At 44.0% G+C, this 16361-nt stretch carries 8 protein-coding genes; 6 read left to right on the top strand and 2 right to left on the bottom strand.

Translation table 11 applies throughout. From position 1 onward, the window contains the following. Positions 1-129: 129 nt before the first annotated feature. Positions 130-4887 carry a S8 family serine peptidase gene (locus IH597_14580; GenBank protein MBE0663678.1) on the bottom strand — a complete coding sequence of 1586 codons (4758 nt, stop codon included), beginning with the start codon at positions 4885-4887 and terminating at the stop codon, positions 130-132. Between the two features lie 788 nt (positions 4888-5675). On the opposite strand from IH597_14580, the gene IH597_14575 reads away from it, so the two are divergent. Beyond that, positions 5676-7736: an acetate--CoA ligase family protein gene (locus IH597_14575; protein ID MBE0663677.1), complete on the top strand. Its 2061-nt coding sequence runs from the start codon at positions 5676-5678 to the stop codon at positions 7734-7736. A gap of 143 nt (positions 7737-7879) precedes the next feature. Here the strand turns inward: IH597_14575 and IH597_14570 are convergent, their stop codons facing one another. Beyond that, positions 7880-8110, bottom strand: coding sequence for a 4a-hydroxytetrahydrobiopterin dehydratase (locus IH597_14570; GenBank protein ID MBE0663676.1), 231 nt, complete (start codon positions 8108-8110; stop codon positions 7880-7882). A 163-nt stretch (positions 8111-8273) separates the two neighbouring features. Here IH597_14570 and IH597_14565 point away from each other — a divergent pair, with 163 nt between their 5' ends. From IH597_14565 to IH597_14545, 5 genes are all read left to right on the top strand, one after another. Continuing rightward, entirely contained in the window at positions 8274-10721 is a 2448-nt protein-coding gene (locus IH597_14565) for a transketolase (GenBank protein ID MBE0663675.1), read from the top strand. Between the two features lie 74 nt (positions 10722-10795). Beyond that, entirely contained in the window at positions 10796-11764 is a 969-nt protein-coding gene (locus tag IH597_14560) for a tetratricopeptide repeat protein (GenBank protein MBE0663674.1), read from the top strand. A gap of 106 nt (positions 11765-11870) precedes the next feature. After that, entirely contained in the window at positions 11871-13835 is a 1965-nt protein-coding gene (locus tag IH597_14555; GenBank protein ID MBE0663673.1) for a glycosyltransferase, read from the top strand. A gap of 103 nt (positions 13836-13938) precedes the next feature. Then, the gene (locus IH597_14550) at positions 13939-15324 is read left to right on the top strand and encodes a 2-oxo acid dehydrogenase subunit E2 (protein MBE0663672.1); all 1386 of its coding nucleotides are present in this window, start codon (positions 13939-13941) and stop codon (positions 15322-15324) included. 90 nt (positions 15325-15414) lie between these two features. Continuing rightward, positions 15415-16239, top strand: a complete 825-nt coding sequence (locus tag IH597_14545; protein MBE0663671.1) for a 3'-5' exonuclease — start codon at positions 15415-15417, stop codon at positions 16237-16239. The last annotated feature ends 122 nt before the right edge of the window (positions 16240-16361 follow it).

Genomic DNA, 16361 nt, shown 5'->3' with positions numbered 1-16361 from the left:
CAAGAAATGGTACATCCGTAAGTAATATCGGTCACGCAAAGCTACAACAGAAAATCTTCTGCTAATGCCTGGATGCATATTTTGTAATAATGATTGCCAGGCAAAAGCAGAAGAGCATCAACCAACGAATTATTTAAACACTATCTTATTAGTTACTGTTTTGTTTCCGTTTATTGCCTTCACCATATATATTCCGGCAGGCAGGGTGAGCGGAATAGTATGCAGGCCAATGGTTTGCAAATTTTCCTGAACTAACAATTTACCTTGCATATCATAGATTCCGACAATGGAAGCAGGGACCTGGTTCTGTACATACAGGCGGTTACCAACCACGTAAATTATATTAGTATTCAGAACAGGGTCTGACCCAAGACCAATAGCTGATTTCTTAAAATGTATTCTGAACCGGTTGTTATCATCCGTTGTGTTTGCAATAAATGAGTAAGAGCGAATCTGACGGAGATCGTGCATTATGCCGGTGATCAAATCCTCAAGTATAACTCCTTCAAAACTCTCTAGTCCTGATGCTTCAATCGTATGTATTGCGGATATGCCTGGCTTAAAACCAAGGATGATGGCTTCATTTTCGTTTACAGCCGGCATGAAGCTGATACTCCACTTTTTATCTTCTTTTTCCGACCACAAGCCCGGGGCATCTGGTTTCATAGAGAAAAATTTCTCCGCGCCGCCTGCTGCAACAGCATGGCCAAATTCCAGGGAAATCTCATCACGGTATGGGTTCGCAGTAGTACTGACAGCTAGCTTTAGCAGTTGACCGTTGTTTCCTGAGTTCTTGATCCAGTACTGCTGGCTATGCACCCGAACTTCATTGTTCATGGTCAACAGCCCGTTTTCTGCAGCCTTCACCCAGAATCCCTGCATTGGGGCAATATTTCTGGTCACGTTGTTGGTTCCTTCATCGGAGAGTGAAGCAGAGTTGTAGGCGCCATACTGGCCGGCCTCGGGGTTCCAAATCCAGATTGTGTAACCGGCAGGATCGCCAGAGGAAGCAAGGCTATTTCTAGTCCAGCCAGATTCAGCTTTCCAGTCAATTGACGATGGATATGGATTTCCGACCAGGTTAAAGCCGGGATTATCATCCGGATGCGCCTGGTGCGAAAGGTCGAAGCTGATTTCGCCCTGGTTCAGGATGCCGGAAAATTCTTTAAGTGGATTGCCATTGTATGCAGCCAGGTAAGCTTTTGCTGAGAGGAAAGTATTACCGCTGTTGGCATCTTCCCATGTAGGCCAAACTATAGTATTGGAAAAGTTGACCCAGGTATTTGCAGGTTCATACCAGGTCATAAAACTTCCATCGTTAAAATTACCTGGGTTGGCGGCCTCAATTGAGTGAGAAGCTACTGGTGAGGAAAGCTGATGCCACGCCATCGGATCACCACTGATATAGCGCTCAACTGTAGCTTCAATTCCGGGAGTTGAATGAAGCAGGGAAGCATCGGGAATTGTACTTGCCGGAGTTGATGTGTTTGAAAGTAATACCAATCCGGAGTTTCCTTCATTGTTCTTCACCTCACCAAATATTGTTAATTCACCGCCTGGGGCTATTGTAAGATTTGATCCAGCCGAGATCATAAGATCATGAACTTCAAGGCTTGTGCTTACTGTTGGATTTAGATCGCAAGGTAAGATCACAACATTCGAATTTACATCAGGTACTCCTTTGGTCCAGTTTGCGGGGTTATGCCAGTTAATACATTCCGCACCCAACCACACCCAAAATGGCGGTGCATCGCTGGTAAGAAAAATATCATCTAAAGCTACGGGATAACCTCCCGTTTGTTGGTAAACAAATCCAAACCTGACTGTTTTTCCAGCATAGGCCGTTACATCTATAAATTGCTGATCCTGGTAAAGGTTATTTTGCTCTCCTACCCAGGATTGTAGTGTATTCCAGTTTCCTTCGCTAAAAACAGTCAGGTAAAAATTTGTTGGTTTAGGGCCCTGGCCGGCATCATTGGCATACCAGAGCCAGAACGACAGTTCAACAATGTAATCTGTTGGTATTTCGAGCTGCGGTGAGATTGCCCAGGTATAATCCGGGGCAGTATAATTAATAGCTAATGATGCTTGTCCATTCTTGATATAGGTTTCAGGAGTAGTTAGTCCGTCAGTGAGTGTGTTTAATATCCAGGCGTCAGCAATGGCATCAACAAGGTTATTGCCATTTAAGCCACCATCTGCCGCTGTGTTGCGTTTGATATCCCATCCCGCTGGAACAGTGGTAAAGGTTGCAGCAGGTTCAAAATCCTCAGTATAAACCACTACCTGTTCATTCACTGAAACATAGTCAGCTTTGATTTCGCTGTAAACACCGTCAAGGGTAAGGCTGACTGTTTTTTCGCCATTGGTATAATACACTACTTCATGAGGACCCTGGCCACTTGCTGCCGGAGGATCGGCGCCATCACCAAATTCCCATTCCCAGCTAGAGTAACTTGTGCTGCCTACTGCATCGGCAAAAGTGATGGTTTCACCTACAAGGGCATTGGTAGGTTCAGCAGTAAAATATGTAGAAGGCCCGGTTACAGTTCCGCTCACTCCAATATCGTCAATGCTCCAGTAGTAGGCCCATGTACCTGTAAAATTCCATTTAAACTTCACCGCACCCTGGCCACCAACTTCAGGAATAATCTGATTAAAACTTGATGGATTAGGGATTGTACTTGTCCAGGTCTGCAGTGTTAACCAGGTCAATCCATTGTCAATGCTGTAAAAGAGGCGGGCTGTTGAGGCTGAGCTATATTGCCTGTAATAATGCGTAAATGTAAGTGTCACATCCGTATATCCTGAAAAATCGAAGGTAGCGGAGATCAGATCAGAATTTTGCGAGTTACCCTGACCATAAAAGTCGCTGTTCAAATAAGCATAGTTACCGGTAGTTCCGGTAAGTATGGCTCCACGTCCAAATTTCCAAACCTGACCGTTTCCTTTATTGTCAATAACAGCCCAGCAGTTTGGAGCATTTGAGCTTTCATTAAAATCCTGGATGAAAGGCAATTCAGTGTATAATTCACAATCGGTACTGGCTGAAACTTCACGACCTGAAGAATACTCAATGAGATCATTCACTGACCATATTTTGTAATAATAGGTCGTTGCATCCAGTAGATCAATGTGTTCAAAGGATTCAAGAGCGCCTTTATAAAGTATGGTGCCGTTTCCGGGAAGTGTCTGACCAACTTCATAAACAATGCCGTCAATAGGGCTGGCAATTGAATCTTCAAGTGACCATGCTAGAATAACATTGTTGCCTTGTGGATTTTTCTGCCAACTCAGGTTAACCTGGTTCGCACCAAGCGCATTGGCATTTAAAAACAATGGGTTCATGATTCCGGATAGCATATCCTGAACCTCTACCAGCGCCTTAAAGGCATTTACCCTGCCGGATCCCAGTTTACCTGTAAAGTTTGTATTTACAGCGTAATGATTATCAGTTGTGTTTTTGAGAATTTGTTTCACATCAGTATTCAACAATGAAAGCCCATTGCGTTGAGCCAGTGAAGCAACCAATGCAGCAATTCCAGAAACATGCGGGCAAGCCATTGAAGTACCCTGGTAATACCCATAACTGTTTCCGGTTAAGGTACTCAAAACGCCGCGTGCGCTCAATGAATTGGTTTCACCCCCTGGTGCCGAAACATCAACCCAGGTGTCGTAATTTGAATACCATGCTTTTTTGTCCTGGTTATTGGTAGCAGCCACCGAAAAAGCGCCCGAATAACAACCCGGGTACCACTGGCCACTTGCATTGCTGTTTCCGGCAGCAAAAATTGTTATACCCCCAATGAGAGAGTTTCCACCACCATTCACATTGAAATAGTCAATTGCATCCAGAACCGAGGCATCGTAAACCCCCACCTGGGTGTAACCCCAACTGTTCTGTGATATGGAAGCGCCATTATCTGCTGCATACACCGGTGCAGTATGAAAACCGCCACTGCTTGAAGCAGTAAATACCTGGCACGACATTAGTCTGATGCCATCACCACTTCCCGAACCACCGGCAACGCCAGCAACTCCAATATTGTTATTATTTACGGCAGCAACCGTTCCTGCTACGTGTGTTCCATGATTATGAGCAACAATAGTGGGAGATCCGCTTACAAAATTGTACCCCACCCCCGACCACATATTGGCAGCCAGATCGCTGTGATTGATCTGAATACCTCCATCAACGATGGCCACAATTACATTATTAAATCCTTTTTCAAAATCCCAGGCCTGCTGCAGTTTAATATCGCAACCGGCTGTTCCTCCCTGTTGGCCGGTATTGGTGTAATGCCACTGATTATTGTATTGCGGGTCGTTTGATGACCAGCGCATCGGCAAGGTATCGCCGGTTTGAATTTCAGAGACTTTCTTACGGAAATCCGGATCATCAATTACAAGCTGCTTTTTGTATTCCGGTTCGGCAAGTTCAATATCATTCAATGAAGAGAACATCTTCACGGCTTCGAGAACATCGGTTTTTGCATCTATTGTCAATTCGAACCACAAATGCAAACCCCAGGCCTGATGCCTCGCCTCATAGTGAAATGCTTTTGAATTGGTTTCATAAAGTGAGGAGAAAAGAGGCTTATAGTCACTTACACCCAAACTTCGGTTCAATTCATCCAACGCATCTATGCCTGTTTCAACAAATCCCAACTCGCCCGCAACCATCCTTTTATTGCCCAAGTATTCAAATAGTTGGGGTTGAACCTTGATCTTCAGTATGCCAGGTTCATAAGCATCGGGTGTGACTTTTGTAAGGTCAATTGGTGGACGTTCTCCACGTTTGATTTCATATACTTCTTGTGCAAAAACGTTGCTGCTCAATAGGTAAAACCCCAGAACAATCAGCTTAAGGTAATTCATTCTCTTCATCTCCAGGTCTTTTAAGTTGCTTAACTTAATTCTTAATTGCTTTATACCAAAAGGAGAATGAAGTTTCCGGCATAACTGTTATAATCGTTTTTTCCAATTGCCTTCGCTCATTTTGTGTATGGAACTCCATGAATCCCGAAGAACTTTTTGATAACTTTTAACATCCCCTTAGGGGTGGATTTCAAAAGATCATATCAGTTTCAATCGCTGGCTTTTAGAAAAGAGTTAGGTAACCTGGTGTTACCTAACTCTGATTACAAAGCTGAATAAATCCCCTTCTGATATGATTAATACCCTTAAGTAAAAAATGTAGCAATTAGCATTGAACAGATTTTTCAACCGATTTAATTTACAAAAACACATAAATCTATGTCACTGTGCTACAACATCATACTGTTGAGATGAATTATTGGCACCAAATCACCAATTCGTAAATATTTTTTACTAACAATATTGAGGCGTTCCTTAAGGCTTTCAGGAAATATGGTCTTTTGCTAACGACATTTATAAAAAGCTCGGACTCAAAAGAAAATGGCCGTAGTGGTTAAGCCGGTCTTCTGCACATATTGGATTTTAGTACTTTTGCCTTCCAATGAAGCATCTGAAATAGCCTATTCCAATGAAACGGTTTGATTATTTTAATTGTAATTGAATAAGTGAATGATCTGAGTAATAATGCTAAGCTTTCTGACCAATATGCCCGAATCAGATAATAGTTTTTTAAGACACGTTCTTCAGTATCCTATCTATTAATTCTTCTAATATTTACTAAATATCGCAAAATCATTATGATAAACAGCCAACTCCTCAACCCAACAAGCATTGTCGTAATCGGCGGATCAAATGATATTTCCAAACCAGGTGGCAAAGTCCTGAAGAACATCATTGACGGAACCTTTGGTGGACAGCTTTTTGTGGTGAACCCAAAAGAAACTGAAGTTCAGGGAATAAAGAGTTTTGCAAATCCCGCTGATCTTCCCCAGGTTGATTTGGCTGTGCTGGCAATTGCCGCAAAATATTGCCTGCCCACCATCGAAATACTGGCCAAAGAAAGAGGGGCACGTGCCTTCATCATCCTTTCGGCAGGTTTCAGCGAAGAAAGCCATGAAGGAGCGGAAATGGAAAAAAAGATTGTTGCATTGATTGATAGTGTTGGCGGTGTGTTGATTGGCCCAAACTGTATTGGTGTAATGACCCCAAACCATCAAAGTGTTTTCACTCTTCCCATCCCAAAATTAGAACCTCAGGGCGCTGATTTTATCTCTGGTTCTGGCGCTACTGCATGTTTTATTATGGAAGCCGGAATTCCAAAAGGTCTCACATTCTCCAGCGTATTTTCAGTTGGCAACAGCGCCCAGACCGGCGTTGAAGAAGTTCTTGAATATTTAGACGAAAACTTTGATTCTGAAAACAGTTCCAGGATCAAATTGCTGTACATCGAAAATATCTCCAAACCACAGAAACTACTAAAACATGCAAGTTCATTAATTGAAAAAGGTTGTAAAATAGCTGCCGTTAAAGCAGGATCATCAGAAGCCGGAAGCCGTGCAGCCTCATCGCATACCGGCGCTATGGCAACGCCCGATTTTGCCGTTGACACACTTTTCAGGAAAGCAGGCATTGTGCGCTGTTACGGGCGAGAAGATCTGATAGCTGTTGCATCGGTTTTCATGCATAAACCATTGAATGGCAATAACATTGCCATTATCACACATGCCGGCGGCCCGGCGGTTATGCTTACTGATGCGCTTTCACAGGGAGGTTTGCAGGTTCCACATATTGAACATCCTGCAGCAAAAGACCTACTTACACATTTGTTTCCCGGTTCCTCCGTTGCGAACCCAATTGATTTCCTGGCAACCGGAAATGCAGAACAATTGGGAACAATCATGGATTATGCGGATCAGAAATTTGATGAGATTGATGCCATGATCGTGATTTTTGGAACGCCTGGCTTGTTTAAGATATTTGATGTTTACAATGTGCTGCATGAAATGATGCAGCAATGCCACAAGCCCGTGTATCCCGTGTTGCCATCCACACTTACTGCAAGTGAGGAAGTAGCGGACTTTATCAGCAAAGGACATGTTTTTTTCCCTGATGAAGTTGTGTTGGGCAATGCGTTGGCAAGGGTTTATGCGACCCCAAAACCTGCAACTTTGATTAAACCTGATTTCTCTATTGATAAGAAAACAATTCGCGAAATCATTGAAAATTCAGACAATGGCTATCTCGAACCCGTGAAAGTACAGGCCTTGCTTGATGCTGTTGGAATTCCCCGTGCAGGCGAAGCGGTGGTTCAGACTAAAAAAATCGCTGTAGAAACTGCTGAGAAGTTTGGCTATCCGGTGGTAATGAAAGTGGTGGGCCCGGTTCACAAATCAGATAAAGGCGGCGTGATCCTTGATGTGAAAGATTCGGCGATGGTTGAAAAGCATTTTGATTTCATCATGAAAATTGAAGGTGCAACATCCGTGATGATTCAACCTATGCTTAAAGGCGCTGAGCTTTTTGCTGGTGTTAAATACGAACCCGGCTTCGGCCACATGCTGCTTTGCGGCCTTGGTGGCATATTCATTGAAGTGCTGAAAGATGTAAGCGCCACCCTGGTTCCGGCTTCAAAATCGGAAGCTTCGGCCATGATAAAAAACCTGAAAGGCTATAAACTTTTCAAAGGTGTTCGCGGCAAGCCAGGCATCAACGAGGATATTTTTGCCGAAATCATTGTAAGGCTCTCAGCCCTCATTGAAGCTGCTCCTGAAATCACTGAATTAGACCTTAACCCTTTGCTTGGACTGCCCGATAAGGTTGTTGCCGTAGATGCAAGGATGTGTGTGGAAAAGGCTTAGAAGTGATACAGTGATACAGTGATGCAGTACTGAACTGGAGTATTTGATGGAGTAATGTAGTAATGGAGTGATGCCCACCCGAATGACTGTTCAGCCAATCGGGGAGTGATGTATTTGGCTGCCAAATGCATCCGATAGTATTCTTAGACTACCAAATCAATCTTCCGGGCAAGTTCCCGGTCCTTCTCTGTTACAACATTTCCGGCATCATGGGTTGATAACCTGATCTCAACTTTGTTGTATACATTTTTCCACTCAGGATGGTGGTTAAGCTTTTCCGCAATGAGCGCCACGCGGGTCATGAAGCTAAAAGCGCTTATAAAATCAGGAAACTCAAAGGTTCTGATTAACTGATCATTTTCTTCTTTCCACATAGAATTGTTTTTATTTTATAACAATTAATCTCCAGCTATGGTTTCAAGGCCGGAATTAAAAATCAACTGATATGGCCTGTTTTTAATCTGATGCCTTCTTTGGTGAACCTAAGCCGTTGTATCTTTGTTGACTCAAAAGAAATTAGAAACCCTGTTGTATCAAATGTCCAAATCCCCTTCACATACTCAAACTGCTGCCAAAATCCTAACTCCATTCAAGCTGTTGCCTGAAGCACCGGAAATCCTAAGAGATTACCGCATCGGCTGGGAAAGCCGACATGCAAGTTTGCTCGGCAGAAGGGAAGTGCTTACTGGTAAAGCCAAGTTCGGCATTTTTGGCGATGGCAAAGAAGTGCCACAACTGGCAATGGCAAGGGTGTTCAGGGAGGGTGACTGGCGTTCGGGTTATTATCGCGATCAGACCTTTATGCTTGCCGCGGGCATGATGACCCTCGAAGAATTCTTCGCTCAGCTTTATGGCGATACCGATCATACAGCCAGTCCGGGCAGTGGTGGCCGCATGATGAACAACCATTTTGCGACCCAATCGCTTGATGAAAATGGCGAATGGAAAGACCTCACAAAACAAAAGAATACTTCAGCCGACATCTCCCCTACTGCCGGTCAAATGCCAAGATTGCTTGGATTGGCCCTGGCCTCCAAATTATACAGGCATAATCCGGAATTAAAAGGTTTTAAGAAATTTTCAGATAGGGGCAATGAAATTGCTTTTGGCACCATTGGTGATTCAAGCACCAGCGAAGGGCATTTCTTTGAAAGTATCAATGCAATTGGCGTTTTGAAAGTTCCTGCGGTAATTTCCATCTGGGACGATGGTTGGGGCATTTCGGTGCCTGTATCTCAACAAACAACCAAGGGAAGTATTTCAGCAATCCTGAAAGGGTTCGAACTGGATGAAAACAATGATGGTTTCAAAATCATTAAGGTGAAAGGTTGGGATTACGCCGCTCTTCTCAGCGCTTATCACGAAGCTTCCGAACTCGCGCGCAATCAGCATATTCCGGCCATAATCCATGCAACAGAACTCACACAGCCGCAGGGGCATTCAACTTCGGGATCACAGGAAAGATACAAGACAGCCCAGCAACTCGAATGGGAAAAACAGCATGATTGCCTGTTGAAAATGCGTGAATGGATCATTGAAAGCCAGATTGCAGGGTCACAGGAATTGGACCAGATAGAGGAAGAGGCAAAAATGCGTGCGCGCGAAGCGCGCACCATTGCATGGAAAAATTATATGCAGCCCTTGCTCAACATGCGTAAGGAGTTTATTGAACTGGTAGATATCACTACTTGCAAATGTGCAAAAACCAGGAATATCGAAGCCATTAAAAATGAACTTTCACGCATTGCCGAACCAATACGAAAAGATATTTACTCATCTGCAAAACGGATTCTCAGACTGATCTGCGATTCATGCAGCAATCCTTCAAATTCTCTGAAGATAAATGTTACAAAATGGTTACAGGCTTCCATGGAAGAAAGCTTCCGTCGCTATAATTCGCATCTTTACAGTGAATCAAAATATGCTGCTAAAAAGATCCAGGAAGTAAAACCTGTGTTCGCCGATAATGCAAAACTGGTTCCCGGCCGTGAAATTCTTCGTGATAATTTTGAACGGATCATGGAGAAATACAAAGAAGTCGTAATTTTTGGAGAGGACGTAGGTAAAATAGGCGGTGTGAACCAAACCTATGAAGGATTGCAGGAAAAATATGGAAAGCAGCGCATTTTCGACACTGGCATTCGTGAGGCTACCATCATCGGCCAGGGCATCGGACTTGCCATGCGTGGGTTCAGACCCATAGCAGAAATCCAGTATTTCGATTATATGCTTTATGGACTTCAGGTTCTGAGCGACGACCTTGCTACACTGCAATACCGCTCAGTAGGCCGGCAGAAAGCACCCATGATCATCACAACACGTGGCCACCGCCTCGAAGGGATCTGGCATGCAGGTTCACCGCTAAGCATGGTCATCAACTCCGTCAGAGGGATTTATGTGCTGGTTCCAAGAAATATGACCCAGGCAGCCGGTTTTTATAACACGATGCTCGCATCTGATGAGCCCGCACTGATCATTGAGCCTCTGAATGGATACAGGTTAAAGGAAAAGAAACCAGTCAACCTGGGCGAGTTCCAAGTACCGCTGGGCATCACCGAAACCCTGGCCGAAGGTGACGATATAACCCTGGTTACGTATGGTTCCTGTGTAAGGATTGCTGAAGAAGCCTCACAGCAGTTGCGCGAGTTTAATATCAGTGTCGAACTTATTGATGTTCAGAGTCTGCTCCCGTTCGATGTTGAACATTCCATTGTTAAGTCGTTAAAGAAAACCAATAAAATCTTGTTCTTTGATGAAGATGTTCCCGGTGGCGCCACTTCCTTTATGATGCAAAAAGTCCTGGAGGAACAAGGTGGGTATCGCTATCTTGATGCCGAACCCAGAACTGTTACCTCCAAGCCGCACAGAGCGGCTTACAGCACCGATGGAGATTACTTTTCGAACCCAAATGCCGAAGATGTATTTGATGCGGTTTACAACCTGATGCATGAATACAATCCAGTGAAGTACCCAAAAATATTCTGATTTTTATATTTTTGCGGCACAAAAATTGTTTAGCCAATTCAAAACTATTAACTAACAACCTCAAAATCAAAAAAATGAAAATTCTCAAGACCTTAAGCCTTGCGCTTGTAATGATTGTAGCCGGAGTTTCATATTCTGCAGCACAAACCCTCGACGACGTAGTGAAAAAGTTCAATTCAGCGGCTGAACTCGTTAATTCAGACGCAGTAACCGCCGCGAAACTTCTTGAAGAAGCTATTGAATTGGCTAATAAAGTTGGCGCCGAAGCAGATGAAGTCAGGGTGATGGCAGAGTCACAGTTACCTGCGGTTCATTTCAAAATTGGTTCGGAACAACAAAAAGATGGAAATACGGATGCAGCGATCACATCATTTCAGAAAAGCCTCGACCTTGGCCTTGAATACAACGATGCCAATACTGTTGCCAGGGCCCAGAGCATTTTAGGAAAATTATACCTTTCGCAAGGTAACAATGCCTATCGTGCCGGCGAAAATGAGCAGGCGCTGGTAATGTTGAATAAATCTATTGAATTTGACGCTGAAAACGCCAAAACGTACTTGCTTATCGGTTTGACCCACCGCAAACTTGAAGATACCGATAATATGATTGCTGCAATGGACAAATCAATCGAATTTGCTAAAAAGGCAGCAGACGCCCAAACACAAGGCTCTGCTGAAAAAACTGTGCGCGATTACCTGGCAGTAAGAGCCAATCGCAGCATCCAGGGCGGGCGTGGAGAAGAAGCGCTTGAAATGCTGAACACGGCTGTCAATTACGGTGAAGAAGCGCAAACCTATTTTTTATTGACACTTGCCTACAATAGTCTTCAGCAATGGGATAACGCAATTTCTTCAGCAGAAAAAGCTCTTGCACTCGAAGTTGACAATGCTGTTGAGAAAGCAAAGATTTATTTTGAATTGGGCAACGCATTACGCGAAAAAGGCGATGCAACAGCAGCTTGCAAAGCATTTGCAAGTGCAGCCCATGGCGATTACACCGAAGCAGCAAATTACCAGATTCAGCATGTACTGAAATGTAATTAACATTTTTCAACCCGGAGTACAGGATTAATCAATTAAACCTGACTGGTTTCCAAAACCTGTCAGGTTTTCTTTATTTTTGCCAACCCGTTATCAAGTCCATCCCTGCATGAAACTATCAGTTGTTATCGTTAACTACAATGTGAAGTACTTTCTTGAACAATGCCTGCACTCGGTTCGCAGGGCAATGAAAGGTATTGACGGGGAAGTGTTTGTTGTTGATAATAATTCCGTTGACGGTTCCATAAAAATGCTTGAGGAAAAATTTCCTGAAGTAATTGTGATCGCCAATAAAGACAACAAAGGTTTTTCGAAAGCCAACAACCAGGCCATCAGGGTTTCAAAAGGCAAATACGTTTTATTGCTGAACCCAGACACAATTGTTGAAGACGACACATTCCACAAAGTGGTCGCCTTCATGGAGGAGCACCCGGATGCCGGAGGACTTGGCGTTAAAATGATTGACGGCAAAGGGCGTTTTCTGCCCGAGTCAAAGCGCGGGCTTCCAAAACCTTCGGTGGCATTTTACAAGATTTTCGGCCTTGCAAAGCTCTTTCCGCGCTCCCGGGTTTTCGGGCAGTACCACCTTACTTACCTTGATAAAGAAAAAACCCATCAGGTGGATGTGCTCAGCGGCGCTTTCATGCTGTTGCGTCGCGAAACGCTTGATAAATCAGGTCTTTTGGATGAATCCTTTTTCATGTACGGCGAAGACATTGACCTCAGCTACCGGATCACACTTGCAGGGTACAGGAATTATTATTTCCCTGAAGCACGGATCATTCATTACAAAGGCGAAAGCACCAAGAAAAGCAGCGTAAATTACGTTTTCACGTTTTACAAGGCAATGATCATTTTTGCCCGCAAACATTTCACGCTTCAAAATGCACAGCTATTCTCTTTCCTGATCCATCTGGCCATTTGGTTCAGAGCCGGTTTATCTATTTTCTGGCGTTTTGCGCGTAACGCCTTTTTACCTGCCATGGACGCGGTTCTTATTTTCGCAGGTATATATTTTATTAAACGCTACTGGGAAAACAATTTCATTTACCTGGAAGGCGGAAGCTATCCGCCTGAATTCATGCAAATTGCCGTTCCGATTTATATCCTCATCTGGTTATTAGCAACCTATTTTAGCGGAGGGTATGATAAGCCTGTAAAGCTAATCAGGATTCTACAAGGCCTTTTTTTCGGAACCGTTACTATCCTCGTTTTTTACGCCCTGCTGAGCGAAGAGTATCGCTTTTCGAGGGCGATAATTATTCTTGGAGCCTTCTGGGGTCTGATAGCGATGATGGGGATGCGCTTGTTGCTGCATTTTTCAAATATCAAGGATTTCAGGCTGGGAACCGCTGAAAATAAAAAATATCTTGTAGCCGGTGAAATTGAAGAAGCAGAACGTGTAGCCGAATTGCTAAGAAAAACCGAATTAAACCCCAGCTTCATCGGCTTGGTAAGCATCAAGGAATCAAACAAACAATCCAACGGTTTTATTGGAACCCTTGGTCAGATCCGTGATTTGATAACAATCTATAATATTGACGAAGTCGTGTTTTGCGCCAAGGATGTTCCCGCACGCGAGATGATTGATTTAATGTCGGAACTTGGCCAGGCCAGGGTAGAATACAAAATTGCACCACCTGAAAGCCTTTCAATTATTGGAAGTAATTCCATTAACACATCCGGCGACCTTTACATGATTGAAATAAACTCAATCGCCCGTGTAAATAATCGCAGGAACAAGAGGTTGTTTGATGTGGCTGCTTCCTTGATTTTACTCTTATTTCTTCCAGCAGCCGTGTTTATTGTGAAAAAACCCCTCGGTTATGTCCGCAATATTTTCCTGGTTTTCATAGGCAAACGTTCATGGGTCGGATATTCGACACTTGACAATAAAGAAGAACAACGTCTGCCAGCGATCCGCAAAGGCATACTTAGTCCGGCAGATGCACTTCCACAACGCCAACTCAGCCGTGACGACATTACCCGGCTTAATATCCTGTATGCACGCAATTACAAACTTAGCAACGATGCACGCATCCTACTAAAAGGTTTCAGGCATGCCGGAAGGTAGACAGCCAGCTGCAATTATTGACAGCGGGCGAGCCCAAACAAATAAACACTATCTTTGTTAGGTAAATAAGTTCAGAAACAAACAAATCCAAGATTTTTATATCATGTCCAAATTTGAAGTTATCATGCCCAAAATGGGCGAAAGCGTTATTGAAGCCACCATTACAAAATGGCTAAAAAAAGAAGGTGATAAGATTACTGAAGATGACCCTATCTGCGAAATAGCTACTGATAAAGTTGATTCAGAGATCCCATCACCGGTTGAAGGCGTATTGGTAAAAGTATTGTTCAAAGAAAATGATGTAGTTGCTGTAGGCCAGGTCATTGCCATCATTGACATGGGAGGCGATGGTTCAGAAGATAGTGAAGAACCCGAAACGGAAGATAAGAAGGCCGATACAAAAGATAAGAAGGAAGAAGCTACGAAACCTGAAGAGGAAGAAAAATCTTCAGACCAGGATGAGGAAGAGAAGGAAGAAGAATCGGACCCCAAAAAGGAAGAAAAAGCTACGGACCAGGGTGAAGAAAAGAAGGAAGAAGCCGATACAGAACCTTCGAGATTTTATTCGCCCCTTGTGAAAAATATTGCCATAGAAGAGAAAGTCGGCATGGCGGAACTGGAGAAGATTCCGGGAACTGGAAAAGAAGGCAGGCTCACCAAGGATGATCTCTTGAAATATCTGAAAACAAGAACAGAAGTTAAGTCCAAACCTGAAACCAAGGCTGAGACTCCTAAAGCAGCACCGGCCAAAACGGAAGCTCCGAAAGTAAGTAAAATGGAAGGTGATGAAATTGTTGAAATGGATCGCATGCGCAGGCTCATTGCCGACCACATGGTACATTCGGCTCACACTTCTCCACACGTAACTTCATTTATTGAAGTTGATGTAACCAATGTTGTAAAATGGCGTGAAAAATACAAAGATGAATTCCAGAAACGCTATGGTGAGAAAATCACATTTATGCCGCTGTTCATCGAAGCTGCAGCCAAGGCACTCAGGGAATATCCTAATGTAAATGCTTCAATTGACGGTTATAATGTGATCCGGCGCAAAAATATCAACATCGGAATGGCTACTGCCCTGCCCAATGGAAACCTGATTGTGCCGGTTATCAAAAACGCGGATCAGAAAAATCTTGCAGGCCTTGCAAAGGATGTAAACAACCTTGCCAACAAAGCCCGAAACAACAAACTTGACCCCGATGATATTCAGGGTGGAACCTTTACGATCACAAATTTCGGAACCTTTGCCAGCACAACAGGAACGCCCATTATCAACCAGCCACAGGTGGCTATTCTGGGTGTGGGCGTGATCAGAAAGAAACCTGTTGTCATGGAAACCAAAGATGGCGATGTGATAGCTATCCGCCAGATGATGATCCTCAGCCTTGCTTACGACCACCGCTGGGTTGACGGCGCTTTAGGCGGTATGTTTATCAAGAAAATAACCGATCTGCTCGAAGCCTTTGACCCGGATATGGGAATTTAACATTCGCTGCAACCTTCGTACTTCTACATTCGTCATTCTACATTCGTAAATCATCATTCGTAAATCGTAAATCAATCAACCTTCCCCTTCATGAACCTCAACCTCACACGCCCATTGGCCGTCATTGATCTGGAAACTACCGGCACCAATGTTGGTAGCGACCGTATTGTAGAAATCTGTATCCTCAAGGTACATCCCGATGGCAGGCAGGAAGTTAAAACCCATCGCGTGAATCCGGGAATACCGATTCCTCCTGTTGTAACAGCTATTCACGGCATAAGTGATGAGGACATAAAGGATGCTCCCAAATTCGGAGAGTTGGCGCCCCAGCTTTTTCAATTTCTACATGGTTGCGACCTCAGCGGCTACAATGCCCTGAAGTTTGATATACCCTTGCTCGCGGAAGAATTCCTTCGTGCGGGCGTGGATTTTGATCTCAAAGGCCGCCGGGTTGTAGATGTGCAGAATATCTTTCACAAAATGGAACCACGCAACCTGCGGGCGGCATACCAGTTTTATTGCGGCAAAGACCTGGTTGGAGCACACGGAGCAGAAGCCGATACCTTAGCAACTTTTGAAATCCTCGACGCTCAGGTAAAACGCTATCATGAAGCGCCTTATACCGATTTCAATGGAAAAGTTAGCTACCCGGATCTTAACAATATGGACGTTTTGCATGAATTCTCGGTGTATCATAAATTCTGCGATCTGGCCGGTCACTTGATCTTTGACGACAAAGGCAGGGAAACATTCAATTTCGGGAAGTACAAAGGCAGGCTGGTTGAAGATGTTTTCAGTCGCGAGCCCTCCTATTACGACTGGATGATGAACGCCCAGTTCCCGGAATATACAAAGAAAATACTCACGGCAATTAAGTTGAGAGGATTTAACAAGGGAGCGGCTTCTTTGAAGTAGGCAGAGTAGCAGCGGAAGTGGCAGTAGCAGTGGCAGTAGCAGCGGCAGTAGCAGTAGCAGTAGCAGCGGCAGTTGGCAGTTGGCAAAAGTTAGTAGGGAAATTGAATCTGGAATTTGAATAT

The organism is Bacteroidales bacterium, assembly GCA_014860575.1.
Lineage (GTDB): Bacteria > Bacteroidota > Bacteroidia > Bacteroidales > JAAYJT01 > JAAYJT01.
This window is presented reverse-complemented; position numbering and strand designations above follow the sequence as displayed.